Raw genomic sequence first — 25330 nt, forward strand, 5'->3', positions numbered from 1 at the left:
GCCGACGAGGACGACGTCGGCGTCGCCCGTCTCGATGGCGCGCGAGCCGATCATGGCGGCGTCGAGGCTCGAGCCGCAGAGCCGGTTGACGGTGGTGCCGGGGACCGAGGTCGGCAGCCCCGCGAGGAGCGCGGCCATCCTGGCGACGTTCCGGTTCTCCTCCCCCGCGCCGTTCGCGTTGCCCCAGACGACCTCGTCCACGGCCGCTGTGTCGAGGCCCGGCGCCTTGGCCAGCAGCGACGCGATGACGCCCGCTGCGAGGTCGTCGGGGCGCACCCCGGCGAGGCCGCCGTTGAAACGGCCGAACGGAGTCCGGACCGCGGCGTAGACGAAGGCGTCGCTCACCGCTCGCCCTCCGGCGACGCCTGCGACGCCGGCGCCTTCCGCGTGAACGGCAGCACGAGCCGCGACGGGTGCGCCGCGTCGCGGTAGATCTTGTGCGTCACCGGGCGACCGACCGGCAGGTGGAAGGCGTCCGGCGGCAGCAGGGCGTTGTGCGCGTCCGTCAGCGGCTCGTCGTTGGACAGCTCCACGACCATCCGGTGCCCGGGCAGGAACGTCGCCGCGAACGGGTAGAGCCGCAGCACGTACTCCTCGATCACGCCCGGTTCGACCGGCACTGCGCGGGTGTGCGGGTGATAGGGGTTGCCCTCGTTGGTCCGCTCCTCATCCAGCTCCCGGTGCGAGGCCTTGAGGAAGCCCGTCGTGATGAGCTGCCGCTTGCCGCCCGGCGCCTCGTCCCAGACCCGCATGATGAGGTTCGTGTCGGGCTGGTCGATCTCGACGAAGAGGTGCGCCGCTCCGGTGCCGATCATCTCGGTCGGCTCCTCGAAGGGCGCGGTGCTCCAGTCGATGATCTCGACCTTGTCGGTGACGGTGAGCGGCGCCTGGTAGAAGCCGTCGGGAGCGGCGTGCTCGGCGCCCATGAGCTCGGGCTCGAGCGAGAGCTTGCGGCGCGGCCGCAGGTAGACCGGCGTGTAGTCGACCGCCCGGGGCGGCCACGTGTCCGCGGTGACGACCTCGCGCGACCCCTCGACGAAGACACTCACTGCGGGCTCGTCCATGACGCCGTTGTCGATGCCCTTGAGCCAGTACTCGTACCAGCGGAACATCGTGTCGTGCTCCTCGATCCACGGGCGCGACTGCATGGGCGGGTAGGAGCCGATGTCGAGCTTCTTGGGTCCCTTGAGGGTCTCGAAGAGCTCGATGTGCCCGTCGACGGTCCAGCCACGGCCCTGGTCGATCTGGAGGTAGACCGGGATGTCGATGTTCGCTGCGAGGTTGATCGGGTTGCGCTCCTCGTACCACTCGCCGTCGAGCTCGTTCATCACGATGTCGAACCACGCCTCGTGGTTCTTCGGGTAGTGGAGCAGGTGGACGAGGTTCGGCCAGGCGGCCACGTCCGGGTCCTCGAGGCGCTTCGCGACTCGCCCCTTGATCTCCTCGGGCGAGTAGGTCTCGAGCATCCGCGACTTCACGCGGTCGGTGAAGGCCCAGCCGGAGTCGCCGCCGCGGCCCTCGCGGGCGGCGCGCGGCATGAACCACATGATGCCGCCGTGGTAGGTCGTCTCGTAGAAGTCGTAGTGGCCGCCGGAGACGAAGATCGCCTTGAGGTGCGGCGGACGCTCGGCGGCGGCGAAGACCTGCATCGATCCGAAGTAGGAGATGCCGATCATGCCGACGTTGCCATCGCACCACGGCTGCTCGGCGACCCACTCGATGAAGTCGTACGCGTCCTGGCCGAGCGAGACCCCGCCGGCGTTGTAGTTCCCGATGTGCTCGCCCTCGGAGTCGCCCGAGCCGCGCAGGTCGCCGATGACGTGGACGTAGTCCTCGGCGACGACGCGAGCGATGTCGCCGGCCTCGATGCAGCCGTCCCACATCGGCGAGGGCCGCCGCTGCGGCGGTGTCGTGAGCGCGAGAGCCTGCAGCTCCTTGCCGTACGGGCTGAGCGCGACGAGTGCGGGCCGTGGCTTGTCCTCGGTGCCGTGGTAGACGTCGGCGGCCAGCGTGACCCCGTCGCGCATCGGGACCCGGAGGTCCTTGTGCACGACGATGTCCTGCAGTCCGGCCCGGATGGTCTGGGCGTCAGCCATGGCTGCGGTGCTCCTCTGTCAGTGGTTCTCGGTGCGGTGTTCGGTCGTGGAGTGCTGGGTCTCGTGGCGCGTGCGGTAGCCGTGCAGCGACGTGAAGAACGGCGACGGCTCGAGGGTCGGGTCGTTCTCGTAGCCGACCTGTGCGGCGACAGGGGCGAAGGGCGAGTAGGGCGAGGACGACTCCTGGAGCCCTGCGCAGAGGCAGCCGTGGGCGGCCGCCGCGACACGGTCCTCGATCTCGAGGCTCTCGCCCAGCGCCTCGGCCGTCTGTGCGGCGTCGAGCTCCACGCCGTATGCCGTCCCGTCGGCTCTGCGGTAGGGGTGGCCGAGGTACAGGTGCCTGGGTCGGACCTCGTCGCGCAGGTACTCGAGGCTCGCGCGGTAGGCCGTCGGGTCCTCGAAGCCGGGGAAGCCGTTGGCCGCCCCGTGGACCTGGACGGCGTCCCCGACGAAGACCGATCGTTGGCCGTCGACGACGTAGGCGACCGAGCCCGCCGTGTGGCCGGGGATCGAGTGGACCGACACCGTGACGTCACCGCCGAGGGAGAGGGTCTCGCCCCCCTTGACGAGCAGGGTCGGCTCCAGCTCCCCGGAGATGACCGCGGTGGCAGCGGCTGTCACCTTCGCCTCCCCCTCGGGATCGCCCAGGTAGCGACCCCGCCCGGCGAGGTACTCGTCGACGTGCGCACGGCGCGAGCGCAGCAGCGGCGCGTCGGCCTCGTGGATGACGACCTGGGCACGCCGGCCGGTCAGCTCCCACAGGGCGTGCGCCCCGCCGACGTGGTCGATGTGACCGTGGGTCAGCAGGATCCAGCGGACGTCCTCGATGCGGCGACCGATCGCCGCGAGCGCCGGGGCCATCCCCTCCGCTGGTGAGGACGCGATGCCGGTGTCGACGATGGCGGGCTCGGGTGCGTCGATGTAGAAGCTGTAGAGCCCGAAGCGTCCCCACGGCGAGACCAGCGGGTGGATCGCGACGTCCGTCATCGCGTTCACCGCCTGCCCAGGAAGGCTGCGGTCTCCTCGAAGACCCGCTGGTAGTCCGGGATCCACGAGAAGTGCTGGACGAAGCCGTGGCCGGCCCCGGCATAGCGGCTGACCGTGGCCTCGACGCCTGCCTCGCGCAGCCGGGCGGCATACGCCTCGCCCTCGTCGCGCAGCGGGTCGAGCTCGCCCGTGACGACGAGCGCCTTCGGCAGGCCGCTGAGGTCCGTCCGCTTGATCGGGGAGACCCGGGGGTCGTCGGGGTCGGCGCCGCTCGCGAGGTAGAAGGCGTTGAACGGCTTGAGGGCTGCGGTCTCGAGGCCGTAGCCGACGGCGTTCTCCCGCAGCGAGGCGTAGCGGTCCTCGTCGAAGTCGAGGTCGAGCGACGGGTAGTAGAGCACCTGGTGGGTGATCCGGTCGAAGCCGTCGTCGTGCGCCATCGCCGCGACGGCGGCCACGAAGGTGCCGCCGGAGCTGTCCCCCGCAAGGGCGAGGGTCTCGCCGTCCCAGCCGAGGCGATCGCCGTGCTCGGCGACCCAGCGGACGACTGCGTAGCAGTCCTCGAGACCGGCCGGGAAGGCGGCCTCGGGCGCTCGCCGGTAGCCGACCGAGACGACCCGCAGGCCGGTCGCCTGGGCCAGTGAGCGGCATACGTGGTCGTGCGTGTCGAGGCTGCCGAGGAAGAACGCCCCTCCGTGGAAGTACACCAGCACGCCGTATGCCGCGGAGTCCGCCGGCGTGTAGACCCGCACCGGCACGTCGCCGATGGCAGTGCGCGCGGTCAGGTCCTCGACAGTGTGAAGCGGGAGCCGCTCCTCGGGCGGTGGGACCATCGCCTCCTCGCCGGCGCGCATCGCAACCGGGTCGAGTGGACCCGGCGGCGGTGCCGGCAGGGTGGCGAGGACCTTGGCGATCTCGGGATGCAGCGGCATGGGTTCAGTTCTGCGGCTGCTGGGCCGCGGGCTTCTGGCCGGGGAAGACGTCGTTGATCTCGTCCTCGCTCCAGCCCTGACGGGAGATGCGCTGCAGCTCGTCGGTGACCGGCTTGCGCGTCGCCTGGTAGAGGGCGAGCGCCTCCTTGACCGAGCGGGCCTCACGGAGGGCGTCGGCGAGGCCACCGGCGTCGAGGATGGCGGAGTTCGCGCCCTGACCCTGGTGGTGGCACATCGAGTGGGCGGCGTCGCCGAGCAGCGCCACGGAGTCGGAGTGCCACGTGTCGACCGGGTCGATGTCGTAGACGGCGCGGACGTTGACCTTGGCCATGTCGAGGTCGCGCGCGGTCGCGACGATCCGCTCGTCGAAGCCCTCGACCATGGCCATGAGGTCGTCCTTGGACGGCTCCGGCGACCAGCTGCTGTCGGTGCGCAGCGCTGTCACGTCGAAGGACATCTGGCCGCGGTGACGCAACGGCAGGACGTACACCTTCGTTCCGCGCCCGACGTACATCCTCAGGTTGTCGTCCACGACGAGCCCGTGGGCGTCGTCGACGTCGACCACGGCGCGGTAGGCGTGCTCGCCGGCGAAGACCGGCTGCTGGTCGCTGAAGAGCTGCTCCCGGACCGTGGACTTGATGCCGTCGGCGCCGACGATGAGGTCGGCCTCGACGGTCACGCCGTTGGTGAAGGTCGCGACGGCCCGGTCGCCCTTGTCCTCGATGCGCTCGAGCTTGTGGCCGAGGTGGACCATGCCCTCGGGGAGGACGCCGACGAGAGCCTCGATGAAGTCGCCGCGGTGGATGAGGTGAGTGTGCGTCTTGACGTCGTACTCCTCCATCCCCGGCCACTCGTCCTTCATGATCGGGTGGCTGGTCGCGCTGAGGATCTCGAAGTAGTCGCTCGCCGAGCTCACCTTGGCGATCGCGTCGAAGATGCCCCACTGGCGGAACTGGTCCATCGAGGACGGGCGCAGGCCGATGCCGGCGCCGACCTCGCGGATCTGGCTCGCCTGCTCGTAGACGTTGACAGTGGCGCCGAGGAGGGAGAGTGCCTTGGCGGCCGCGGCACCGCCGTAGCCTGCGCCGATGACGGCGATGTCGAGGTTGCTGAGGTCTGAGGAGTGCATGACTGTCGTCCTTGTCAGTTCGTGCTGTCAGTTGGCGATGCTGAGGAAGCTGGCGGGGTTGTCGACGAAGATCGTCCTGATGGCGGCCTCGTCGAGGCCGGCCGCGCGAAGGTCGGGGATGAGGTCCTCGAAGATGTAGTTGACGGTGTGGCCCTCGACGCCGGGCCAGCCGAGGGGGCTGCAGTTGGCGTCAGCGGAGGCGAGGACCTGGTGGAGGCGGCCCTCGCCGATGAAGCGCAGGAAGTGCTCGAGCCGCTCCTTGCGCGGACGCGCCCAGAAGGGCGGGTCCGGGAGCTCGGTCTCGTAGCCGAAGGTGTCGAAGCCGATCCGGCCACCCTGGTCGGCGATCCACGTGTCACGGGTCTTGTCCGCGTTGACGCCGTCGTCGACGTGGCCGAAGAGCACGCGGTCGAGGGGCAGGCCCTCCTCGGTGAAGATCGCGATGGCGTTCTCGGCGTCGATGGCCAGGTGCGTGAGGACTGGGACGCCGGTAGCGAGGGCGGCCCTCGCGGCGGCGCGGTAGATGCGCTTGTCGAGGTCGGTCATCCGGCCGCCGCGGCTCACGCCGACCTTGATGATGCCGGCCTTGCCGCCCGTGTTGCCGATGCCCACGGTGATCTCGTGGGTGAAGTGTGCAGCGAGGTAGTCGACCGTGGCTCGGGCGAAGAAGGGCAGGGCGGTGTCGCCACCGACGAAGCCGGTGGAGGCCACGATGTGCACTCCCGTCTTCTCCGAGAGCGACTGGTAGTAGTTGACGTCGCGGCCGTTGCAGATGCCGGTCGCGTCGACGAAGGTGCCGCCGCCGTACTCGTGGAACTGGCGCAGCTTGGGGACGGTCTCGTCGTAGCGCTCCTCGGGTGTCTTCCACCAGCGGGTGTCGAGCTCGGAGCCGGGCATGCCGTAGCCGATGTGCTCGTGGACGGCGACGAGGCCGAGCTCCTCGGTGGGGATCGGCCCCAGGACGGTGTTCACTCTGGGCATGCTCAGGCCACCTCTTGCTCGTGCGCTGCGTGCGGGCCGACCGTCAGCAGGTCGCGGGGGTTGTCGACGACGATCCGCTGGACGTCCTCGTCGCTGAGGCCGCGGGTCTTGAGGAGCGGGACGAAGGTCGTCAGCAGGTGGCTCCAGGGCTGCTCCGGGGTGAGATCACGGGTGGGCTCGCCCTTGGAGACACCGGGGGTGCCGATCGAGAGCAGGACCCGGTCGCCGTGACCTGACTCGACGAGCTCGGCCACGAGGGCAGCACGCTCGGCGTCGCTGACGTGTCCGTCACCCTCGGTGCCGACGTGGTCGAGGGCGACGTATGCACCCCGTCGGGCGACCGCGAGAGGCCACCCAGCGGCATACGCGTCCGTGCGGTCGAGCCCGCCGACGACGACGCGGCCGGCGGGCAGTCCCTCATCGAGGACGATCTCGAGGTCGTGCACCGCGTCGGCGCCGAAGCGGATCGACACCGGGACCCCGGTGCTGACAGCCGCATGGGCCGCGCCCCGGAAGAGGCTCTCGTCGGTGGCCGTCATGCCCTCCCGGGTGGCGGTCGTCGTGACCAGGCCGGCGGCGCCGCGGCGCTCGACGCGCGGGACGACCATGCCCTCGGTGACCTCCTTGCCGAACAGGTCGGCGAACTTCTCCGCCGGCCACGGGGTCGGGGGGTTGGTCTGTGGGGTGAGGAAGTAGCCGCCGAGCAGCTCCTCGGGACCCATGCCCGTCGAGGCGACGATGTGCACGCCGGTGGCGCGGGACAGCGCCTCGAGCAGCCGAACGTCGCGGCCGTGGAACATCCCGGTGCTGTCGACGATCGTCCCGCCGCCGTGCCCGCGGAAGTCGCGCAGCTTCGCCGCGAGGGCCTCGAAGATCTCGGCCCGGTCGATCGTGACGTCGAAGGCGTGCTCCGCGCCCGGCACGACGGACAGCAGCGCCTCGTGGACCGAGATGACGCCCAGCTCGCTTGCGGGCACCGGGCCCAGCACCGTGTTGACGGTCGGCCCCTCGGCGGGTGGGTTGCCGTTCACCGGCACTCCTTTCGTCAGCGTCCTTGCTCACGTCGTCGCACGCCCGGGGTGGGCGATGCTGAAGGGTGACATTAATTCTTACAGTGTGTCAATCGAATGATCGCAATGTAAAACAAGGGGATTCGGAGCGCAGGGGCGGCCCCCGCCTCGCGGGAGACGGGGGCCGAGCCTCCCTGCTGGCCCTCAGTGCGTGGGTGCGAGCTCCTCGTCGTGCTCTCCGCTCTCCACCTCGGCGGACGGCTCTCGGTGACCGAACAGGCCGAAGAGGGTCAACGCCGCAGCGAGCAGGGCACAGAGGCCCGCGAGGAGGAACGCCGTGTTGAACGCGTCGCCGAGCGACTCGAACGCGAGCTGCTGGAGCTGCTCCGGCATCGGGACGGGAGGCAGGTCCGGCCCCGGCCCGGGCACGACGGGCATGGAGTTGATCGCCATCGCGCCGCCCTGGGCTGCGATGCCGCCGGCGATGTCGCTGTAGGGCGGCTGGAGGCCGGACGCACCGATCGCCGGGCCAAGCTTCGCGAGCATCCACTCGTTGGCCTTGCTGAAGGCCACCGCGCCGATGAGGACCGGGCCGAGCGCGAAGCCGAGGTCACGCAGCAGGTTGGTGGTCGCGCTCGCCATGCCGGCGAGGCGCACGGGCACCGTGTTGATCGCGACGGCGGTGATCGAGCCGACCGTGAGTGCGAAGCCCATGCCGAGCAGGAGCATCGGGGCGATGAAGCGGGTCCACCCCATGTCGTTGACGTCGAAGGTCGAGGGCCAGATGCCGCCGGCGGCCATGAGGATGAAACCGCCCGTGAGGATCCAGCGCGCCGGGACGTTGCGGATCAGGTGCGAGACGACGGGCACGAGGACGAAGGCGGGGCCCTGGATGAAGAGGAACATCACGCCGATGATGAGCGGGTTCTGGTGCTGGATGGCCCCCAGCCAGATGCTCATCGAGAAGGCCGTGGCCAGGAAGGCGAACATGCCGATGACCGTGGCGACCGCGACGACGGCATACGCGCGGTTGGCGAAGAGGTGCAGGTGCAGCAGCGGGGACTCGGTGCGCAGCTCGATGACGACGAAGGCGACGAGGAGCAGCACTCCCACCACGAAGGCGAGGACGACGCTCGGCTGGAGGAAGCCGGAGTCCGATCCCTGTGTCGCGGCATAGAGGACAGCGATGAGGCCGACGGCCAGGGTCACCTGGCCGGGAATGTCGAGCTTTCGGCCGTCGGGGGCCGAGGAGTCGGTCGCCCGGGCGGTGAGCACGATCGACACGATCGCCGCGCCGATGACGACGACGTAAGCGCCACGCCAGTTTCCGCTCGCCGCGAAGGCGCCACCGAGCAAGGGCGAGATCGCCGCGCCGATGGACAGGAACCCGGCCCACAGGGCGATCGCTTTGGCACGGGCGTCGTGGTCGGGTGCGAGCGCGGCGATCATGGCGAGCGAGATGGGGTAGAGCACTGCGGCGCCGAGGCCTGCGACGACCTGGCCGACCCACATCACCTGGACGGTGCCGGCGAGGGCTGCGACCAGGGAGCCGAGGACCGTCAGGAGAGCGCCGGCCTGCAGCAGGCGCTTGCGGCCGAAGAGGTCACCGATCACACCGGTGGTCAGCTCGAAGACCACCATGGGGATCGCGAAGGCTGCGGTGATCCAGGTCAGTTCCGAGCCGGTGGCCTGGAACTCCTGCTGGAAGGTGCCGTTCAAGGCGCCGGGGAGCGAGTAGGCCACTTGGGCCAGCAGGACGGCGAAGGATCCGGCTACGACCGTGGCGGTGTAGCCGGGAATGCGCCCGATGGTCTGCGTCATTGCGGATGTCTTCCTCGTTGAAGGGGGCGATGGTGGCGGTCGGGCGGTGAGAGGGCCCGGCCCGCCACCGAAGTGCTCGACCTCACTTCGATTGGCAAGGTGTCATATCGCTTTACACTCCGTCAATAGCCTGCCCATCTCGTATTTCCAGCGAGCAGAGTGCACGCACCCTGTCCTGCGTGCCCTACGCTGGCGCCATGGCGAGGCTGCGTGAGGCACAGAAGGAGATGACGCGCACCCTGCTGCTCGACGCCGGATTGGACCTCTTCGTGTCGAAGGGCTATGCCTCCACGACGGTCGACGACATCGCGACGGCGGCGGGGACGACCCGCGTGACCTTCTACGCCTATTTCCCGTCCAAGGTCGACGTCGTCAAGGCGCTCATCGCCGAGCGGCTCAATCCCCTGCTCGACCGGGTCCCCTCCGCCGAGCGCGGCTCGACCGAGAGCGAGCTCGTCGCGGTCGTCGAGAACGGATCACCCGAGCGGATCCGGGCGTGGCTCGCCACGAGCTCCGAGCGGTGGGACGCGATTCGGCCCTACACCACGACCGCCCACGAGGCCGCGGCCGTCGACCCCGAGATCCGCGCCCTTCTGGACGAGTGGCTGGATGAGGCGATCGGCGACATCAGCGAGGGCCTGGACCGGGCCGACCGCTTCCCGGCGGGTACCCGTCACTTCCGAAGCGTCCTCGCCATCGCCGAGCTCGACCACGTTGCGCGTCAGTGGAAGCCGGACCGTTGGGGCGTCGCTCGCGACGAGATGCTCGAGGTCCTCGCCGAGAGCTGGGTCGCCTCGATCGGGCGGCGCTGAGGCGTCCCCGCCTCGCGGCCGACGCTCACTCGGGAAGCGCCGCCTCGAAGAGCATCTGGCGCAGCCAGGCCACGAAGTACTGGTCGGCCAGGTGCGGGTTGAAGACCATGTCGATGCCGAGGCCGGGGAGCCGGAAGGGCGCGTCCTCGATCCTCAGGTCGACGAGCGTGCTCATCTCCGCAGCGACCCGGTAGCGCAGCAGCGCGACGCCGCCCCCGCGCGCGACGAGGTACGGAACGAGGAGGAAGTCCGAGACGAGCAGACCGACGCGGTAGCTGACCCCCTGCTCCTCGAGGACGGCATACGGGAAGACCCGACGCTCGGAGTCGACGACGACGTGCGGCTGGCTGGTGAGCAGGTCGAGGGCGCCCGCCTCCGGGGGGGTGTCCGCAGAGGCGACGACGACGATGCGGTCGTCGTAGAGCCGCTCGCGTGGGTAGGGCGAGGCGAAGGCCTCCGAGAGCAGGACGACGTCGACGCCGTGCTCGGTGAAGGTCGACTCGGTCGGCACGGTGATGGTGCGGATCCGCAAAGTCGCGTGTGGCGCCCGCTCGCGCACGAGCCGGCTCAGCCGCGGGCCGAGCACGAATGCCGTGCTCGTCGTCATGGCGACGGTGATGACGCGTCGGTCGGCCTCTGGGTCGAAGGACGGGAAGTTGACGACCTGTGCGGCGCGCTCGAGGGTGGCCCGCACCGGCGCGATCAGCTCGAGCGCGCGGGGGGTCAGCGTGACGCCGCTGCCATGCCGGACGAGCAGGTCGTCGTTGAGCAGCCGTCGCATCCGTTGGAGGGCATGGCTCATCGCGGGCTGCGTCAGCCCCACGCGCTCGGCCGCCTTCGTGACGGAGCGCTCCTCCAGGATCGCGAGGAGGGGGACCAGGAGGTTGAGGTTGACCGAGGCCAGTCGGTCGAGCCCTGAGCCCCTCGCCCCCTCTCCCACGTCGCTCATGGCGACGAATCTACGCCGCCTGCTGCGTCACCCGCCGGAGCCGAGGAATCGGGATGCGGTAGTTGAGGGCAGCAGCGACGGCGGTCCCGTCGCCATGGGCCCACCGCATCAACGCGGGGCCATCGGGACCACCGTCGACGTAGGCGGGTGCGCCGACGACCGGCAGGTAGCCAACCGCCTTGAGGCTGAGGCCGAACTGCTCGGTCCAGAAGTACGGCTGGAACTGCAGCGTCGGAGCCTCCTGACCCTGGATGAGCGCAGCAGCGGCAACCTTGGACTGCTCGATCGCACTGCTCCACAACGGGATCCGGCGTGTGCCGTGGGGCGTGGGGAAGGCTGCGAGGTCACCGGCCACGGCGATGTCGGGCCGCACGAGTCCGCGGCTGTCAACGGTGAGCGGTCCACCTTGGCTCACCAGGCCACTGCTCGCGAGCCACTCGGTGTTGGGGACGTCGCCCACGGCTGTGACGACAAGGTCCGCCTCGAGGACGGTTCCGTCGTCGAGGACGACGCGGGCGGCATACCCCTCTGCAGAGCGCTCGAGGCGCGCGAGCTCGGTCTCCACGACGGTGAGACCACGCTCGCGCCCCGCGGCGGTGAAGACGTCGGCGAGATGGGGGCCGAGCTGGAGGACGAGGGGGACCCCCTGCGACACGACGGTCACCGTCGAGCCCGCCGCGAGGCACCCCGAGGCGATCTCCATGCCGAGGGGCCCGCCGCCCACGACGATCACCGACGGCTTGTCGGCGAGGCGACGGCGCAGCGCGAGCGCGTCGTCGAGTCCCCGCAAGGTGACCTCCTCGGGCAGGTCGGACAGCCGCCGCGCCCGCGAGCCCGTCGCGATGACCAGCCGGTCGTAGGACAGATCCGTCCCGTCGTCGAGAGCGACGCGTCGTCGCTCGAGGTCGAGACCCGTCGCCCGCACCCCGAGGAGCTCGGTGGCCCCATGGGTCGGAGACGGGAGCTCGTGGGAGAGGTCGTCGCCGTCGTGGAGGAGCGCCTTCGACAGGGCCGGTCGACTGTAGGCCGCGTGGGACTCGTCGCCGACGATCGTCAACTCCCCGTCAAAGCCGGTGCCGCGCAGCGTGTCCGCCGCGGTGAGGCCGGCGATGCCGTTGCCCACGACGACGACCCGCTTGACCTGGCCCGCCTGCTCGGCCGCCGCGCTCATGCGATGCGCAGGGCCGCGACCGGGCAGACCCGGACGGCCCCGTTGGCCCGGGCGGCCGCCGCAGGGTCGTCGTCGGAGACCTCCTCGCGGTCGAGCACGAGCTCGCCGTCGTCGTCGAGGTGCATCAGGTCGGGCGCGGCCTCCTCGCAGAGCCCGTGGCCCTCGCAGCGTTCGCGGTCGAGGACGATCCTCATGCCGGCACCACCTCGAGGACGGGCAGCTGCTCGATGCTGCGGGTGATGTTGGTCGGGATGCGGACCTCAGGGCCGACGACGAGCCGCTCGACCCGGCGAGCGAGCGCGTCGATGACGGCGTGGGCCTCGAGACGGGCAAGCCCCTGACCCGCGCACCCGTGCGGGCCGTAGCCGAAGGCAAGGTGGTCCACGGGGTTGCGCTCGACCAGGAACGCCTCGGGGTCGTCGTAGTGGCGGGGGTCGTGGTTGCCGGCGCCGAAGAGGATCCCGACGTGCGCCTCAGCCGGAATGCGCAGGCCCTCGACCTCGACGTCCTTCGTGGCGCGCCGGCCCCACACGTGGAGCGGTGGCCAGTAGCGCAGCACCTCGTTGAACGCCGCGGGAACGAGGGAGGGGTCCTCGCGGACGAGGGCGAGCTGGTCGGGGTGGGCGGCGAAGAGGGCGATGATGTTGCCGATCGAGGCGATCGTGCTGTCGACGCCGGCGCCGAGGTACTGGTGGATGATGTGGCCGGCCGTGTGGGGCGGGATGTCGCCACGCGCCTCGGCATCGAAGATGCCGCGCCCGACCGACCCCGGCTGGAGGTCCTCAGCGGTGACGTTCGAGCACCACCCATAGAGCTCGCCCGCGATGGGGAAGTTCTCGGCGGTGCGCTGGTTCATCGGGCCGATGACCTGCATGGCGGCCTGGCCCCACCGGAGCATGTTGTCCCTGGCGTCACCGGTGAAGCCGATGAGGTCCGCGACGACCTCGAGGGGCAGTGCTCGGGCCAGTGCGTCCATGGCCTCGAACGAGCCCTTGTTGACGAGCTGCTCGACGAGCGCGTCGGCCTTCGTGTCAATCGTGGCCTTGAGGCCACGCAGCGCCCGCGGAGACAGGTTCTCGGTCAGGGTCGCCCGCAGCTGCGTGTGAACAGGCGGGTCCGACGCGAGGGACGTGCCGGTCAGCGCCTCGTTGACCATCGGGTTGAAGCCGATGGCGTTGACGGACGAGAACGTCTCCCAGTCGAGCAGGGCGTTGCGGATGCCCTCATATCTCGTGAGCACATAGGTGTCGTTCGCGGGCAGGTAGACCACGGGGGCGAGCTCGCGCAGCGCGGCGTAGGTCGGCCAGGGGTCAACCGTGACGGCGTCGTCGAACAGGTCGATGTCGGACACGGGCGGGGTGGAGTCGGTCATGGGGCACCTCGGCTGGGCGGGACAGGTTGCCACCCAAGGTGAAGGCTGCCGCGCCATTAGGCAACCGCATATTATTTATGGCCCTACATGCATCTGGCGCATCACGAGGATCATCCGGTGATGCGACACCTTGCCCACCTACCGAACGGTGCAACTCATCAAGCGACGTACTGGGAGTAGGGTCCAGTCATGCGAAACCTGCGCGAGGCACAGAAGGCCATGACGAGGGACCTCCTCCTCCACAGCGGGCTCGAGGTCTTCATCCGCAAGGGGTATGCCGCCGCGACCATCGATGACATCGCGAAGGAAGCCGGTGCCACGCGCACGACGTTCTATCTCCACTTTCGGTCGAAGGCTGAGCTGGTGGGTCAGCTGGTCGGCCGGGCCCACGAGATGCTGGTCTCCCTCGAAGGCCCCTCGCTCAGCGACGTGGTGGCGTCGGGCGAACGAGCCGAGGTCCGGGCGTGGCTCGAGTCGCGGATGAACCAGTGGGACACCATCAAGCCCTACATGATCGTGAGCTACCAGGCCTCTCACGAGCCGGACGTCGCCGAGCGAACCGAGGAATGGTACGAGCAGGTCGTGCAGCAGATGGCAACCGGCCTGCAGCGAGTCGGCCGGTTCGACTCCGAACGCCGGAGGGTCCGCAGCCTGCTCGCATTCGGCGAGTTCGAGTACCTCTCGCGTCGCTACTTCGCGGTGGGATGGCGCAACGACCGGCAGCGTGAGGTCTGCCTTGACGAGCTCACCGAGTCGTGGTTGCACCTGCTGACGGAGTAGCCGCGAGGCGACCACCTCATGGTTCTTCCTCCCCGTTGTCGGCTGAGCCCGGGCGCAACGAGCGGGTGAGGACTTCTCGCAGCGCGGCGGGCAACGGGGGCGCCGTGGGCCTCGTCCACGTGCACGACGGTGTGCGAGCCGGTCCACCTGCGACTCGACCTCGTGCTCGTCCCCGTCGTGCAGCGGCCTCTCGAAGACCGCGCTGACCTTTCGCCCGGGAAACGCGGCGAGGGGCAGATTGAGCTCTGGTGGTCAGGCCGTGGGCGAAAAGCGACAACACGACCGCATCCACATCGCTCAGGCGCCGCTGCCGCTTCTTGACGATCACCGGTTCGAAGCTGCCTCCCGGGCCCGCGGGACTCCCCCGAGCTCGCGTGGCGTCCCACCCACGACGACCTGGCCCCGAGCCTCGAGGGTGCCCTGGCAACATTCCGGTGCCGACCATGGCAGTCGTACGACGGCGGCGACCACCAGCTGCACGTCGGACAGGTCATCGAGGCGGCTGGGGCGGCCCGGTCGGCGGACTTCCCGCTCAGATCGCTTACTCCCCGAAGCGTTCGCGGATCGCCACCAGCTCCATGGCGTGCTCGTCGAGCGCCCGGTCCTCGTCGCTGGCGGGCTCCCACCGTGGCACGGCCGCAGCCCGTCGCTGTTCGTCGAGGACGACGAAGACCGTCCGGCAGAAGGTCGTCAGCTCCAGCTCCCCGGTGGCCGGGTCGCCGGAGCGCACGTGGACGCCCACGTGCACCGAGTGCGGGCCGGTGTGCAGCAGCCGGGCCTCGACCTCGACCACGTCGCCGATGTGCAGCGGCTGGTAGAAGCGCACGCCGCCGGTGAAGATCGCCACGTTGCGGCAGTTGCGCGTCCATCGCGTCACCAGAACGTGCGCGGCCTCGTCGATCCAGCGCATGACGATGCCGCCGTGGACCTTGCCGCCCCAGTTGACGTCGGTCGGGGCCGCCAGGAAGCGCAGCACCTCCCGCGGTGCGGTGCCGGCGTCGCTGTAGGTCTGGCGTTCCATCACCGCTTGCACCTGCGCGCGCAGGTCCGTGCGACGTTCGGCCCACGCGGAGAGCAGTCGCTCCTCCATCGTCCGCGGCTCCAGGGTGGGCACCGGCGTCGGGCGTCCCTCCCCGTCGACGGCCACGAAGATCATCAGGCACTGGGTCGCGGGCTCGACCCCGCCGGTGGACGGCGGCCCCGAGCTGACCTGCACGGTGACGTGCATGCTCGACCGTCCGGTGAGGATGACGCGGGCGCGCGCCTCGACCAGGTCGCCAACCTCGACCGGCCGGCTGAAGCGCACGTTGCCGACGTAGGCGGTGACGGTGTAGCCGCCGCTCCACCGCGCAGCCGCCGCATACCCGGCCTTGTCGATCCACTCGAGCACCCGGCCCGCGCTCACGCTGCCGGACTGGCCGGCATCGGTCGGGGCCGCCAGGAAGCGCAGGATGATCTCTGGGTCGTGCACGAGGTCAGGCTATGCCGTGCGATGCAGCCCATGACGGCGTCTTCTGCAGGTACTACCTCAACCCCCTCGGCCGGATGCCGCTGGGCTGGCTCCCGCAGGATAAATAGTTGAAGCATCAACTTTCTGCGCTACACTGGAGTCATGACCGATATCCCCGCCCTCGCCGAGGGAGCCGCCGATCCGGCCTCCTGGGGCGCCTCCGGCGTGGAGGTCGCGCCGGCGCCCCAGTGGCTGACGTCCGAGGAGCGCGCCACTTGGGTGCGCCTGAGCGCGGTGCTGGAGCTGCTCCCAGCGGCGCTCGACTCGCAGCTGCGTCGCGACGCCGACCTGACCTACTTCGACTACTACCTGCTCGCGATGCTCTCGGAGACCTCCGAGCGGACCCTGCGGATGAGCGCGCTCGCCCATCGCACCAACGCCACCCTCCCCCGGCTCTCGCACGTGGTCCGCCGACTGGAGGAACGCGGACTCGTCACCCGCTCCCAGTGTCTCGAGGACGGCCGGGCCACCAACGCGCGACTGACCGACGCCGGTTGGGAAGCCCTCGTCGCCGCTGCACCGGGGCATGTCACCACGGTTCGTCACCATGTCGTCGACGCCCTCACCCCCGGTCAGCTCCACACACTCGGCGAGATCGCCGACCAGCTGCTGCGCCGGCTGGACCCGCAGGGCCGGATGACCGTGCCGCCAGACCCCGCTGTGGCGGCAGCCGAGGCCTCCTGACCGGACGAGCCTCGGTCGCGGGCTGGGAGGTCAGGAACGCGCGGAGCCAGCCCAGCGGCATACGAACGTCAATGCCGTATGCCGCTGAGCTCGCTCCCGCTGCCGGGTGGACTCTCCTCGGGGCGACCTAGGCGATCCTGCGGCGGTAGGTCACCATCGCGAAGCCGTAGGCGACGACGAGGATGGCGACGCACCACGCGAGCGCCACCCCGATGTCAGCGCCGACCGGCTGCCCCGTGAAGAGGCTGCGGATCGTGTTGACGATGGCCGTCACCGGTTGGTGCTCGGCGAAGGCACGGACCGGCCCCGGCATCGTGTCGGTCGGCACGAAGGCCGAGCTGATGAACGGCAGGAAGATCAGCGGGTACGCGAACGCACTCGCTCCGTCAGCGGTGCTGGCCGTCAGCCCGGGGATCACCGCGAGCCACGTCAGCGCCAACGTGAAGAGGGCCAGGATCCCCGCGATCGCGAGCCACGCCAGCACCCCTGCACTCGACCGGAAGCCCATGAGCACCGCGACGAGCACGACGACGACGATCGAGATCAGGTTGGCGACCATCGAGGTGAGCACATGCGCCCACAGCACCGCCGACCGGGCGATCGGCATTGACTGGAAGCGCTCGAAGATGCCGCCCTTGAGGTCGAGGAAGAGCCGGAACGCCGTGTAGGAGATGCCGGACGCCACCGTGATGATGAGGATGCCGGGGAGCAGGTAGTCCACGTACGAGCCCACCCTCGAGCCGATCGCCCCACCGAAGACGTAGACGAACAGCAGCAGGAAGGCGATCGGCATCATCGCGGTCGTGATGATGGTGTCGAGGCTGCGGGTGATGTGGCGCAGGGACCGTCCCAGCAGGACGGCGGTGTCGCCGAGGAAGTGCTCCTTCATGACTGCTCCTGTTTCTGGTCGCCGGTCTGGTCGCCGGTGAGGGCGAGGAAGACCTCCTCGAGGGTCGGCTGCTTCTCGACGTACTCGACCCGGGCGGGCGGCAGCAGCTCCTTGAGCTCGGCGAGGGTGCCGTTGACGATGATCCGACCGCCGTGGAGGATCGCGATCCGGTCGGCCAGCTGTTCGGCCTCGTCGAGGTACTGCGTCGTGAGCAGGACCGTCACGCCCGCTGCGGCGAGCGCCCTGACGGCCTGCCACACCTCGAGCCTGGCCTGCGGGTCGAGCCCGGTCGTCGGCTCGTCGAGGAAGATGACCTCGGGGTCGCCGATGAGGCTCATCGCGATGTCGAGACGGCGGCGCATGCCACCGGAGTACGTCGACACCTTGCGGGCGGCTGCATCGGACAGTGAGAAACGATCGAGCAGGTCGTCCGCGACGGCGCCGGGATGGGCGACGTGGCGCAGCCTGGCGACCAGGACGAGGTTCTCCCGCCCGGTGAGGATCTCGTCCACTGCGGCGAACTGCCCGGTCAGACTGATGGACTCGCGGACGCGTGCCGCCTGCGTGGCCACGTCGAAGCCATTGACTGCCGCGGCCCCCGCATCCGCATGGAGCAGCGTGGACAGGATCTTCACGACCGTCGTCTTGCCGGCCCCGTTGGACCCCAGGAGGGCGAAGATGCTGCCTCGCTCGACGTCGAAGTCGACGCCGCGAAGCACCTCCAGCTCCTGGTAGGACTTCTCCAGGCCGTGGACCCGGATCGCCGGGCGGTGGCCCACCTCGGTGGTCATCTCGGCCCTCCCTTCTCGGCGTCCTCGATCGCCTTGGTGAGGCGGGCGCGCTCCTTGTCGATCCACTGCTTGCCGCTGTACGCCTGGGCGAACGTCTCGGCGAACTCGACGGGGTCGTCCCCGACGATGGCGCGGACCGACGTGCCGTCGGCGGCGGCTCGCTCCCAGAGCTCGACGAGGTCGACCATCATCGTGACGATGGTGCCGCCGTCGGTGACGCCCCCGTAGTACATGAGGTAGCGCTGCAGCGCCTTGGCGACGCTGCCGTACGGCTCGGGCAGCGCGTCCAGGCGCGCCTTCGCCTGCTTGTACTGCTTCTTCTGCCCGAGCGACCCGGTGACGGCCTCGATCCAGCTGGTCATGGTCACACTTCTCCTTCGTGGAGCTGTCCAATGCGTTCCGAGAGGAAGCTCCACGTCCTCCAGAACTCTTCGAGGTACTCCTGTCCCCGGCGGTTGAGCGAGTAGACCTTGCGCGGCGGCCCCTTCTCCGACGGGACCTTCTCCACGTCGACCAGGCCGCGCTGCTCGATCCGGATGAGCAGGGCGTAGATGGTGCCCTCCGCGAGGTCCTCGAACCCCCGCTCCCTCAGCCGAGCCGTGATCTCGTAGCCGTAGGCCGGCTGGACGCCGAGGATCGCCAGGACGATCCCCTCCAAGGTGCCCTTGAGCATCTCTGTCATCTGCTTGCCCATCCGGACCTCCGTCACTACTCAACAACACTGACTACCAGTACATAGTAACGCTGAATAGTGACGTCGCAAGGGCATTTTCTGGTTCGATGACCCCATGCGATCGGACCGGCTGCCGCGACGGGGCGCGGGCGACGTCGTCGCTCTGGGCCACGTGGCCACCGGGGTGGCAGCGCTCGTCCTCGCGGCCGTGCTGGTCGTCGCCAGCCAGCAGCCGAACGCCGAGCTGGGTGGAGTGCTCCTCGTGCCGGCCGTCCTGCTCGGCCTCCTCGGGCTGTTGTTCACGACCGTGGCGGTGACCGTCCTGCGCGACCCACGAGACCACCGCGCCCGCTCCCGCTCACTGGTCCTGTCCGTCACCGAGCTCGCTGTGGGACTCCTGCTGACGTGGGCCGTCATCATGGCCGGGCAGGGCTACGGCGCCTTCGAGCCGTGGCGTTCCCCCCTCCTCATCCCGGCGGCAGCGCTGCTGGGTCTCGGCTTGTGGGGCGTCATCCTCGAGGTGGCCCAGCGCACCCGAGCCGCCTGACAGGAGGAGCGCTTCCGTCAGCGTGGGGCGGTCACCTGACCCTCACCTGGTCGAGGAGGTCACAGCTCCCGGATGACCCGCGCGGGGCTTCCCACGGCGACGACTCCCGCGGGCAGGTCCCTCGTGACGACGGACCCGGCACCGACCACGGTGTTCTCCCCGATGGTCACCCCCGGGCAGACGATGACCCCGCCGCCGAGCCAGACGTTGTCGCCGATGGTGATCGGCTCCGCGGCTTCCCACTTGTCGCGGCGCGGACCCGGCTCGAGCGGGTGCGTGGCGGTGAGGAGCTGGACGTTGGGGCCGATCTGGACGTCGTCACCGATGGTCACGGTCGCGACGTCGAGAGAGACGAGGCCGAAGTTCGCGAACGTGCGAGCGCCGACCCGGGTCTGGTAGCCGTAGTCGCAGCGGAACGGCGGGCGAATCTCCGAGCCGTCGCCGAACGCCCCGAGCAGCTCGGTGAACAGGGCGCGCACCTCGTCGCCCCGCGTCGGGTCCGTGGTGTTGATCCGGTGGGTCAGGCTCTGCGCCCGCCGGTTGCCCTTCCCCAGCTCGGGGTCGTCGGCGATGTAGAGCTCTCCGGCCAGCATCCGTTCCCGCATCGTCTTCCCACTCATGGGCCCACGCTACGCATGAGGTGCCGTATGCCGCTGGGCTCGCGCCTGCTCGCGTGCGGGCCGGCGTCGTGGCTGAGTCCCGACCGCCGGGTCCGGCGTCAGATCGCGTCGGTCCTGCCGGGTGGGCGACCGGCCCAGGTCGAGCGGATGTGCCCGAGGTGCTGCGTCATGATGCGCGACATGTCGTCCCGGTCGCGGCGAAGGGCGGCGTCGACCATGAGCTCGTGCTCGCGCGAGAGCTGGGAAAGGACACCCGCCTGGGCGAGCGCCTCGAGACCGTAGAGCCGCGACCGGTGCCGCATGTCGCGCACCACGGAGACGACGTGGTGGTTGCCGTGCAGGGCCAGGAAGCGGGTGTGGAACTCGATGTCGGCCTCGGTGTAGGTGATCAGATCGCCCGCGGCAGCTGCCTCGGTGATCCGCTGCGCCACCGGCCGCAGCCGCTCCACCTCCACGGCGATGTCGCCCTCGCAGGCTTCTGCCACGAAGGCCATGACGGGCACCTCGATGAGGATGCGCAGCTCCGCGATGGCGTCGAGCTCCCGGTCGTCGAGCTCCGTGACCCGGAAACCCTTGTTGCGCACCACCTCGACGAGCCCCTCGCTGACGAGGTCGAGCATCGCCTCTCGCACGGGCGTGGCCGAGACGCCGAACTGCGCGGCGAGCCGCGGCGCGGAGTAGACCTGGCCGGGGCGCATCTGGCCCGTGATGAGCAGCGCCCGGAGCGCCTCGCCCACCTGCTGGCGAAGGTTGACCTGGTCCCCGAAGGTGGGCAGCGCGAAGTCGTGCTGGGTTGACGCATCTGGCGTGGTCATCGTCCTCATCCTCCTCAGCGCAGCACGAATCCGGGCACGAGCTCGTCGCGCGGATCGACGGTGAAGACGCTGGAACCGACCCGGTGGGCCGTCCCGGTCACCTCGGGCACCACGGCGTCATGGCCGTCGACATGGCACCGCTCGGCGACCCGCGCGCGGAAGCGGCTGCCGACGATCGAGTCGTGGACGAGGACGTCACCCTCACCGAGTCGCCCCTCGTCGGCGAGCAACGCCACGCGCGCAGCCGTCCCGCTCCCGCACGGGGACCGGTCGACCTCGCCATCAGAGAAGATGACGACGTTGCGCTGGTGCACGGCGCCGTGGGACGTCAGGCCCTCGAAGGGAGCCGCGGCCGCCTCGTCGTCGGGGGCGACGTCCTCGACGAAGATCGTGCCGTAGATGCCGGACAGCCGCGGGTCAGACGGATGCTCCGCCGCATCGACCGCGTTGAGCCCGTTGCGGATCTCCCGCCCCGTCCTGATGAGGTCGGGAAGGTCCTCCGGGCGCACCCGCAGCCCGACCGCGGAAGCCGGCAGGACGGCATACATCGCCCCACCGAAGGCGATGTCGCAGGTCACCTCTCCGCGCGAGGTCGTGACCGGGACACCCCGCCGGTGGACCCAGCTCGGCACGTTGACGAAGGACACGCTGCTCACGGCGTGGTCCTCGAAGTTCACGCGTGCGGTGACTCGGCCGGAGGGCACGTCGATGAGGACGTCGCGAGAGCCACTCTCCTGCAAGGGAACCCGGCCGCTCTCGACGGCCCAGACGCCGAGCGCGATGGTGCCGTGGCCGCACGCCGTCGAGAAACCGTCCTTGTGCCAGAACAGCACCCCGAGCTCGGCACCTCCGTCGTCCGGGTCGGTGACGAAGCCGCCGTACATGTCGGCGTGGCCCCGCGGCTCCGAGCAGAGCAGGGCCCGCACGTGCTGGACGCCCGGGTCCCCGATGGCGTGCACCCGCTGCTCGGCGACCGTGTCCCCGACGAGCTCCACGGTGCCCTGCGCGACGATCCGGAACGGCTCGCCACCCGTGTGGTAGTCGACGGTGACGAGCTCGACGCCGCTCCCGCTCCGACTGAGATCACTTGCCAAGGTAGGCCTCCACCACGCGCGGGTCCTGGCTGAGCTCCTCGGCACTGCCCTCGATCGAGACGACGCCGGAGTCGAGGACGTAGCCACGGCTGGCCACCTTGAGCGCCGACCGTGCGTTCTGCTCGATGAGCAGCACGGCGGTGCCGCGCTCGTTGATCGAGCGCACGACGTCCATGACCTGAGCCACCATGAGCGGCGCCAGACCCATGGACGGCTCGTCGAGCATGAGGAGCCTCGGGGCGGCGATCATGGCCCGTCCGATGGCGAGCATCTGCTGCTCACCACCCGACAGCGTGCCGCCCTGCTGGTTGCGCCGCTCGGCGAGGCGCGGCAGGAGGTCGTAGACCTCCGCGATCCGCTCGTCGATCTTCTTGCCGTCCTTGACGGCGTAGCCGCCGATCTGGAGGTTCTCGTGGACTGTGAGCCGCGAGAAGATGCGGCGCCCCTCGGGGACCTGGACGATCCCCCGCTCGACGAGGTCCCACGGCTTGGCGTGGGTGATGTCCTCGCCGAAGGCGGTGATCCGCCCGGACACGGGGCGCACGACACCGCTGATCGTCGAGACAGTCGTCGACTTCCCCGCCCCGTTGTTGCCGAGCAGCGACACGGTCTCGCCGTCGCCGACCGTGATCGTCAGGCCCTTGAGAGCCTCGACCTTGCCGTAGTTGACGCGCAGGTCCTCGACCTCGAGCACGTTGGTCATGACCGACCCTCCTCCTGCTCGCCGAAGATCTCCGCGTCGCTCATCTGCGCGACCTGCTCGGCCTCGGCCCGCGCCTCGGCATCAGTCGAGCCGAGGTAGGCCTCGATGACGGCCGGGTTGGTCCGGATCTCGTGGGGGGTGCCCTCGGCGATCTCCTTGCCGTAGTTGAGCACGACGATCCGCTCCGAGACCTCCATGACCAAGCCCATGTCGTGCTCGATGAGCACCACGGCCGTGCCGAGCTCGCTGATCCGTCGCAGCAGGCCCAGTAGGGCCTCCTTCTCCCCGTGGTTGAGGCCGGCGGCCGGCTCGTCGAGCAGGAGCATCTTCGGCTCCCGCGCCAGGGCACGCGCGATCTCGACCCTCCGCTGCTCGCCGTAGGGCAGGTTGCGCACCGCGCCGCCCCGGTCGCCCGAGGACCCGACGAAGTCGAGCCAGCGGTGCGCCTCGTCCGTCGCCTCCTGCTCGCTGCGGTGGTAGCGGGGGGTGTGCAGGACCGCGTCCAACGCGTTCTGGCGCAGGCGGACGTGCATCCCGGCGCGGACGTTGTCCAGCACGGTGAGCTCGCCGAAGAGCCGGAGGTTCTGGAAGGTCCGGGCCACCCCACGCCCCGCGATGATCGCCGGTCGCTTCCCCGTGATGTCGTGCCCGTCGAAGACGACCCGGCCCGCGGAGGGCTTGTAGAAGCCCGTGATGCAGTTGAAGGCGCTCGTCTTGCCCGCGCCGTTGGGGCCGATGACGGAGAGCACCTCGCCCTGGTGCGCGTCGAAGCTCAGCCCGTTGACGGCGGTCACGCCCCCGAAGGCGACGGTCATGTCGCGCACCGCGAGCAGGACCGGCCGCAGGGGTGCCCGGCTCGAGGTCACGTCGGACGCGGGTTGGGCGCTCATGCCGACACCCCCTTGGCCTGCTCGCGCGCTCGCCGTTTCTCGATCTTCGACGGCTTCTCCGAGACGCGGTGCGGCCAGATGCCCTGCGGGCGGAAGATCATGACGACGATGAGCAGCACGCCGAAGACGAGGTAGCGCCAGTTCTCGGCGCCGCGCAGCAGCTCGGGCAGCAGCGAGATGACGAGCGCCCCGACGACGACGCCGGGCGTGGAGCCCATGCCGCCGAGCACGACGGCCATGAGGATGAGCGCCGACCAGAGGAAGTTGAAGCTCATCGGCGAGATCGCGGTCTGGTGGGCCGCGAACAGCACCCCGGCGAGCCCGCCGAAGATGGCGCCCGTGACGTAGGCCGCGAACTTGATCTTGTAGGTGTGGATCCCCATCGCCTCGGCGGCGTCCTCGTCCTCGCGGACGAACCGCCAGGCGCGGCCGAGTCGCCCGCGGCCCAGGCGAGCCGACGCGAGCACCGCGAGGGAGACGACGCCCGCGGTGACCCAGTAGGTCGCGATGTCCGTGCGCAGGCCGAAGTTGCCGAAGTCGGGGATGCCGAAGATGCCGTTGGGCCCGCCGGTGAAGTCGAGGTTGTTGGCCGTGATGCGGATGATCTCGCCGAAGCCGAGCGTGACGATGGCGAGGTAGTCGCTGCGAAGCCGGAGGGTCGGTCCACCGATGAGGAGCCCGCCGATGACGGCCGCGATGATGACGAACGGGACGGTGAGCGCGATGTGCCAGTCGAAGGTCGTCGCGAGGATGCCCGAGGTGTAGGCGCCGATCGCGAAGAAGGCGGCGTACCCGAGGTCGAGCAGGCCGCAGTAGCCCACGACGACGTTGAGCCCGACCGCGAGCATGACGAAGATCAGGGCGTCGGTGGAGATCCGGATCGCGTAGGCCTGCGAGTTGATGAAGGGCATCGCGATCGCGAAGGCGACGACGGCCCAGGCGAACAGCGGGTGGCTGAGCGCCCGGCTGACCGCCTTGGGCGGTCCCGCAGAACGCCGCGGAGTCAGCCCCTTGCCCGCCGCGGCGACGACCGCCGCCCCACGCTCGTCGACGGCCTGCACGAAGCCGGATGGGCCCTCTTCGGGGGAGGTCTGGTGAGTGTCCTGTGACATCAGACGCGCTCCGTCACTCGCTCGCCGAGCAACCCAGTGGGACGCACGGTCAGGAACAGGATGAGGAAGGCGAACGCGAAGACGTCACGCCACTGGGCTCCGAGGAAGGCGGTGCCGAAGGACTCGAGCAGGCCCAGCACGATCGCACCGAGGACGGCGCCGCGGAGGTTGCCGATGCCGCCGATCACCGCCGCGGTGAAGGCCTTGAGGCCGATGATGAAGCCCATCAGGAAGTCGACCTTGCCGTAGTACGCGCCGGCCATGACGCCAGCGGCGCCGGCGAGCGCCGAGCCGATGAAGAAGGTGCGCGAGATGACGTTGTCGACGTTGATCCCCATGAGCAGGCACGCCTTCGGGTCCTGCGAGATGGCCCGCATCGCGCGACCGGAGCGGGTCCGCCGGACGAGCAGGTCGAGCGCGACCATGAGGCCGACGGCGACGGCCATCATGACCAGCTGCGCGACCGTCAGCCGTGCGCCGAAGATGGACACCGACGCGTTGCCGAAGCCGAAGGGATAGACGCGGGGGTTGGGCCCGTAGCTGACGGCGATGCCGTACTCCAGCGCGAAGCTCGCACCGACTGCGGTGATGAGCACCGAGAGGCGGGGGGCGGACCGCAGCGGACGGTAGGCGATGCGCTCGAGGACGAGGCCAAGGGTCCCCGTGAGCATCATCGCCAGCAGCAGGATGACCACGAGCGCGACGAGCGAGCCGCCGCCGAGGACGCCGGCCCCCACGGTGAGCATGGTGTAACCGGCGAAGGCACCGACCATGTAGACGTCACCGTGGGCGAAGTTGAGCAGCTTGATGATCCCGTAGACCATCGAGTAGCCGAGGGCTACGAGGCCGTAGAACGACCCGACGAACAGACCGTTCAGCACGAGCTGGAGGTAGTAGTCCATGGGACTCCTGGGGGCGGCGGCCGGAGTCTCGGCCGGACGGGCGGGAGGGTGCGGTCCCCGGGG

Annotated in this window: 28 protein-coding genes and 1 pseudogene; 4 read left to right on the top strand and 25 right to left on the bottom strand. The window is 69.9% G+C overall.

Translation table 11 applies throughout. From position 1 onward, the window contains the following. From OO014_RS12495 to OO014_RS12530, 8 genes are all read right to left on the bottom strand, one after another. On the bottom strand, positions 1-345 hold a 345-nt coding region (locus tag OO014_RS12495), incomplete at its 3' end, for an acetyl-CoA acetyltransferase (RefSeq protein ID WP_272462652.1). Continuing rightward, the gene (locus OO014_RS12500; protein WP_272462653.1) at positions 342-2096 is read right to left on the bottom strand and encodes a CocE/NonD family hydrolase; all 1755 of its coding nucleotides are present in this window, start codon (positions 2094-2096) and stop codon (positions 342-344) included. The genes OO014_RS12500 and OO014_RS12495, both read right to left, overlap by 4 nt. Before the next feature lie 18 nt (positions 2097-2114). Further along, the gene (locus tag OO014_RS12505; protein ID WP_272462654.1) at positions 2115-3083 is read right to left on the bottom strand and encodes an MBL fold metallo-hydrolase; all 969 of its coding nucleotides are present in this window, start codon (positions 3081-3083) and stop codon (positions 2115-2117) included. 5 nt (positions 3084-3088) lie between these two features. Further along, positions 3089-4012, bottom strand: coding sequence for an alpha/beta hydrolase (locus tag OO014_RS12510; protein WP_272462655.1), 924 nt, complete (start codon positions 4010-4012; stop codon positions 3089-3091). A gap of 4 nt (positions 4013-4016) precedes the next feature. Then, the gene (locus tag OO014_RS12515) at positions 4017-5141 is read right to left on the bottom strand and encodes an FAD-dependent monooxygenase (RefSeq protein ID WP_272462656.1); all 1125 of its coding nucleotides are present in this window, start codon (positions 5139-5141) and stop codon (positions 4017-4019) included. A 27-nt stretch (positions 5142-5168) separates the two neighbouring features. Next, positions 5169-6122, bottom strand: coding sequence for a phosphotriesterase family protein (locus OO014_RS12520; RefSeq protein ID WP_272462657.1), 954 nt, complete (start codon positions 6120-6122; stop codon positions 5169-5171). A 2-nt stretch (positions 6123-6124) separates the two neighbouring features. Beyond that, positions 6125-7153 (bottom strand): phosphotriesterase, encoded by a 1029-nt coding sequence (locus OO014_RS12525; RefSeq protein ID WP_272462658.1) that lies wholly within the window; start codon positions 7151-7153, stop codon positions 6125-6127. Between the two features lie 183 nt (positions 7154-7336). Next, positions 7337-8953 (bottom strand): MFS transporter, encoded by a 1617-nt coding sequence (locus OO014_RS12530; RefSeq protein ID WP_272462659.1) that lies wholly within the window; start codon positions 8951-8953, stop codon positions 7337-7339. Between the two features lie 197 nt (positions 8954-9150). Between OO014_RS12530 and OO014_RS12535 the strand changes: the two genes are divergently transcribed. Then, a complete protein-coding gene (locus tag OO014_RS12535; protein ID WP_272462660.1) occupies positions 9151-9765 on the top strand; it encodes a TetR/AcrR family transcriptional regulator in 615 nt (204 codons plus the stop codon). A 25-nt stretch (positions 9766-9790) separates the two neighbouring features. On the opposite strand, the gene OO014_RS12540 is transcribed toward OO014_RS12535, so the two are convergent. The 4 genes from OO014_RS12540 to OO014_RS12555 are packed head-to-tail and all read right to left on the bottom strand — an operon-like array spanning position 9791 to position 13257. Further along, positions 9791-10714, bottom strand: coding sequence for a LysR family transcriptional regulator (locus OO014_RS12540; protein WP_272462661.1), 924 nt, complete (start codon positions 10712-10714; stop codon positions 9791-9793). A 10-nt stretch (positions 10715-10724) separates the two neighbouring features. After that, on the bottom strand, positions 10725-11885 hold the full coding sequence (locus OO014_RS12545; RefSeq protein WP_272462662.1) for an NAD(P)/FAD-dependent oxidoreductase: 1161 nt from the start codon (positions 11883-11885) through the stop codon (positions 10725-10727). Beyond that, the gene (locus OO014_RS12550; protein WP_272462663.1) at positions 11882-12079 is read right to left on the bottom strand and encodes a ferredoxin; all 198 of its coding nucleotides are present in this window, start codon (positions 12077-12079) and stop codon (positions 11882-11884) included. The genes OO014_RS12545 and OO014_RS12550 overlap by 4 nt, the downstream gene beginning before the upstream one ends. Then, on the bottom strand, positions 12076-13257 hold the full coding sequence (locus OO014_RS12555) for a cytochrome P450 (protein WP_272462664.1): 1182 nt from the start codon (positions 13255-13257) through the stop codon (positions 12076-12078). The genes OO014_RS12550 and OO014_RS12555 overlap by 4 nt, the downstream gene beginning before the upstream one ends. A 189-nt stretch (positions 13258-13446) precedes the next feature. On the opposite strand from OO014_RS12555, the gene OO014_RS12560 reads away from it, so the two are divergent. Then, positions 13447-14037: a TetR/AcrR family transcriptional regulator gene (locus OO014_RS12560; RefSeq protein ID WP_272462665.1), complete on the top strand. Its 591-nt coding sequence runs from the start codon at positions 13447-13449 to the stop codon at positions 14035-14037. 232 nt (positions 14038-14269) lie between these two features. On the opposite strand, the pseudogene OO014_RS12565 reads toward OO014_RS12560, so the two are convergent. Beyond that, positions 14270-14380 (bottom strand): annotated as a pseudogene (locus OO014_RS12565) (transposase); the annotation flags it as partial. A 198-nt stretch (positions 14381-14578) separates the two neighbouring features. After that, positions 14579-15508: an acyl-CoA thioesterase gene (locus tag OO014_RS12575; RefSeq protein ID WP_272462666.1), complete on the bottom strand. Its 930-nt coding sequence runs from the start codon at positions 15506-15508 to the stop codon at positions 14579-14581. A gap of 141 nt (positions 15509-15649) precedes the next feature. On the opposite strand from OO014_RS12575, the gene OO014_RS12580 reads away from it, so the two are divergent. After that, on the top strand, positions 15650-16231 hold the full coding sequence (locus OO014_RS12580; protein ID WP_334685047.1) for a MarR family winged helix-turn-helix transcriptional regulator: 582 nt from the start codon (positions 15650-15652) through the stop codon (positions 16229-16231). Between the two features lie 127 nt (positions 16232-16358). Here OO014_RS12580 and OO014_RS12585 read toward each other — a convergent pair whose 3' ends face one another. From OO014_RS12585 to OO014_RS12600, 4 genes are read right to left on the bottom strand one after another with little or no spacing between them, the layout of a single operon-like run. Beyond that, positions 16359-17120, bottom strand: a complete 762-nt coding sequence (locus OO014_RS12585; protein WP_272462667.1) for an ABC transporter permease — start codon at positions 17118-17120, stop codon at positions 16359-16361. Next, positions 17117-17911, bottom strand: coding sequence for an ABC transporter ATP-binding protein (locus tag OO014_RS12590; protein ID WP_272462668.1), 795 nt, complete (start codon positions 17909-17911; stop codon positions 17117-17119). The genes OO014_RS12585 and OO014_RS12590 overlap by 4 nt, the downstream gene beginning before the upstream one ends. Next, a complete protein-coding gene (locus OO014_RS12595) occupies positions 17908-18273 on the bottom strand; it encodes a DUF1048 domain-containing protein (protein ID WP_272462669.1) in 366 nt (121 codons plus the stop codon). The genes OO014_RS12590 and OO014_RS12595 overlap by 4 nt, the downstream gene beginning before the upstream one ends. A 2-nt stretch (positions 18274-18275) precedes the next feature. Beyond that, a complete protein-coding gene (locus OO014_RS12600; RefSeq protein WP_272462670.1) occupies positions 18276-18605 on the bottom strand; it encodes a PadR family transcriptional regulator in 330 nt (109 codons plus the stop codon). A 94-nt stretch (positions 18606-18699) separates the two neighbouring features. On the opposite strand from OO014_RS12600, the gene OO014_RS12605 reads away from it, so the two are divergent. Further along, positions 18700-19131 carry a hypothetical protein gene (locus OO014_RS12605; protein WP_272462671.1) on the top strand — a complete coding sequence of 144 codons (432 nt, stop codon included), beginning with the start codon at positions 18700-18702 and terminating at the stop codon, positions 19129-19131. A gap of 59 nt (positions 19132-19190) precedes the next feature. Here OO014_RS12605 and OO014_RS12610 read toward each other — a convergent pair whose 3' ends face one another. The 7 genes from OO014_RS12610 to OO014_RS12640 form a co-directional block, all read right to left on the bottom strand. Then, positions 19191-19751: a sugar O-acetyltransferase gene (locus OO014_RS12610; RefSeq protein ID WP_272462672.1), complete on the bottom strand. Its 561-nt coding sequence runs from the start codon at positions 19749-19751 to the stop codon at positions 19191-19193. Between the two features lie 98 nt (positions 19752-19849). Next, on the bottom strand, positions 19850-20566 hold the full coding sequence (locus OO014_RS12615; RefSeq protein WP_272462673.1) for a GntR family transcriptional regulator: 717 nt from the start codon (positions 20564-20566) through the stop codon (positions 19850-19852). 14 nt (positions 20567-20580) lie between these two features. Further along, positions 20581-21660, bottom strand: a complete 1080-nt coding sequence (locus OO014_RS12620) for a proline racemase family protein (RefSeq protein ID WP_272462674.1) — start codon at positions 21658-21660, stop codon at positions 20581-20583. Next, a complete protein-coding gene (locus OO014_RS12625) occupies positions 21650-22363 on the bottom strand; it encodes an ABC transporter ATP-binding protein (RefSeq protein WP_272462675.1) in 714 nt (237 codons plus the stop codon). The genes OO014_RS12620 and OO014_RS12625 overlap by 11 nt, the downstream gene beginning before the upstream one ends. After that, on the bottom strand, positions 22360-23253 hold the full coding sequence (locus tag OO014_RS12630) for an ABC transporter ATP-binding protein (RefSeq protein ID WP_272462676.1): 894 nt from the start codon (positions 23251-23253) through the stop codon (positions 22360-22362). The genes OO014_RS12625 and OO014_RS12630 overlap by 4 nt, the downstream gene beginning before the upstream one ends. Then, positions 23250-24365, bottom strand: a complete 1116-nt coding sequence (locus tag OO014_RS12635) for a branched-chain amino acid ABC transporter permease (protein ID WP_272462677.1) — start codon at positions 24363-24365, stop codon at positions 23250-23252. Before OO014_RS12635 ends, OO014_RS12630 begins: the two co-directional genes overlap by 4 nt. Next, positions 24365-25267 (bottom strand): branched-chain amino acid ABC transporter permease, encoded by a 903-nt coding sequence (locus OO014_RS12640; protein WP_420485510.1) that lies wholly within the window; start codon positions 25265-25267, stop codon positions 24365-24367. Before OO014_RS12640 ends, OO014_RS12635 begins: the two co-directional genes overlap by 1 nt. Between the last annotated feature and the right edge of the window lie 63 nt (positions 25268-25330).

This window comes from Intrasporangium calvum (assembly GCF_028446585.1).
Taxonomy (GTDB): domain Bacteria; phylum Actinomycetota; class Actinomycetes; order Actinomycetales; family Dermatophilaceae; genus Intrasporangium; species Intrasporangium calvum_A.

Coding starts and splice junctions, on each gene's coding strand:
- OO014_RS12500 (WP_272462653.1), bottom strand. CDS start 2,096: ATGGCTGACGCCCAGACCATCCGGGCCGGACTGCAGGACATCGTCGTG.
- OO014_RS12505 (WP_272462654.1), bottom strand. CDS start 3,083: ATGACGGACGTCGCGATCCACCCGCTGGTCTCGCCGTGGGGACGCTTC.
- OO014_RS12510 (WP_272462655.1), bottom strand. CDS start 4,012: ATGCCGCTGCATCCCGAGATCGCCAAGGTCCTCGCCACCCTGCCGGCA.
- OO014_RS12515 (WP_272462656.1), bottom strand. CDS start 5,141: ATGCACTCCTCAGACCTCAGCAACCTCGACATCGCCGTCATCGGCGCA.
- OO014_RS12520 (WP_272462657.1), bottom strand. CDS start 6,122: ATGCCCAGAGTGAACACCGTCCTGGGGCCGATCCCCACCGAGGAGCTC.
- OO014_RS12530 (WP_272462659.1), bottom strand. CDS start 8,953: ATGACGCAGACCATCGGGCGCATTCCCGGCTACACCGCCACGGTCGTA.
- OO014_RS12535 (WP_272462660.1), top strand. CDS start 9,151: ATGGCGAGGCTGCGTGAGGCACAGAAGGAGATGACGCGCACCCTGCTG.
- OO014_RS12540 (WP_272462661.1), bottom strand. CDS start 10,714: ATGAGCGACGTGGGAGAGGGGGCGAGGGGCTCAGGGCTCGACCGACTG.
- OO014_RS12545 (WP_272462662.1), bottom strand. CDS start 11,885: ATGAGCGCGGCGGCCGAGCAGGCGGGCCAGGTCAAGCGGGTCGTCGTC.
- OO014_RS12550 (WP_272462663.1), bottom strand. CDS start 12,079: ATGAGGATCGTCCTCGACCGCGAACGCTGCGAGGGCCACGGGCTCTGC.
- OO014_RS12555 (WP_272462664.1), bottom strand. CDS start 13,257: ATGACCGACTCCACCCCGCCCGTGTCCGACATCGACCTGTTCGACGAC.
- OO014_RS12560 (WP_272462665.1), top strand. CDS start 13,447: ATGCGAAACCTGCGCGAGGCACAGAAGGCCATGACGAGGGACCTCCTC.
- OO014_RS12580 (WP_334685047.1), top strand. CDS start 15,650: ATGACCGATATCCCCGCCCTCGCCGAGGGAGCCGCCGATCCGGCCTCC.
- OO014_RS12585 (WP_272462667.1), bottom strand. CDS start 17,120: ATGAAGGAGCACTTCCTCGGCGACACCGCCGTCCTGCTGGGACGGTCC.
- OO014_RS12590 (WP_272462668.1), bottom strand. CDS start 17,911: ATGACCACCGAGGTGGGCCACCGCCCGGCGATCCGGGTCCACGGCCTG.
- OO014_RS12595 (WP_272462669.1), bottom strand. CDS start 18,273: ATGACCAGCTGGATCGAGGCCGTCACCGGGTCGCTCGGGCAGAAGAAG.
- OO014_RS12600 (WP_272462670.1), bottom strand. CDS start 18,605: ATGGGCAAGCAGATGACAGAGATGCTCAAGGGCACCTTGGAGGGGATC.
- OO014_RS12605 (WP_272462671.1), top strand. CDS start 18,700: ATGCGATCGGACCGGCTGCCGCGACGGGGCGCGGGCGACGTCGTCGCT.
- OO014_RS12610 (WP_272462672.1), bottom strand. CDS start 19,751: ATGAGTGGGAAGACGATGCGGGAACGGATGCTGGCCGGAGAGCTCTAC.
- OO014_RS12615 (WP_272462673.1), bottom strand. CDS start 20,566: ATGACCACGCCAGATGCGTCAACCCAGCACGACTTCGCGCTGCCCACC.
- OO014_RS12625 (WP_272462675.1), bottom strand. CDS start 22,363: ATGACCAACGTGCTCGAGGTCGAGGACCTGCGCGTCAACTACGGCAAG.
- OO014_RS12630 (WP_272462676.1), bottom strand. CDS start 23,253: ATGAGCGCCCAACCCGCGTCCGACGTGACCTCGAGCCGGGCACCCCTG.
- OO014_RS12635 (WP_272462677.1), bottom strand. CDS start 24,365: ATGTCACAGGACACTCACCAGACCTCCCCCGAAGAGGGCCCATCCGGC.
- OO014_RS12640 (WP_420485510.1), bottom strand. CDS start 25,267: ATGGACTACTACCTCCAGCTCGTGCTGAACGGTCTGTTCGTCGGGTCG.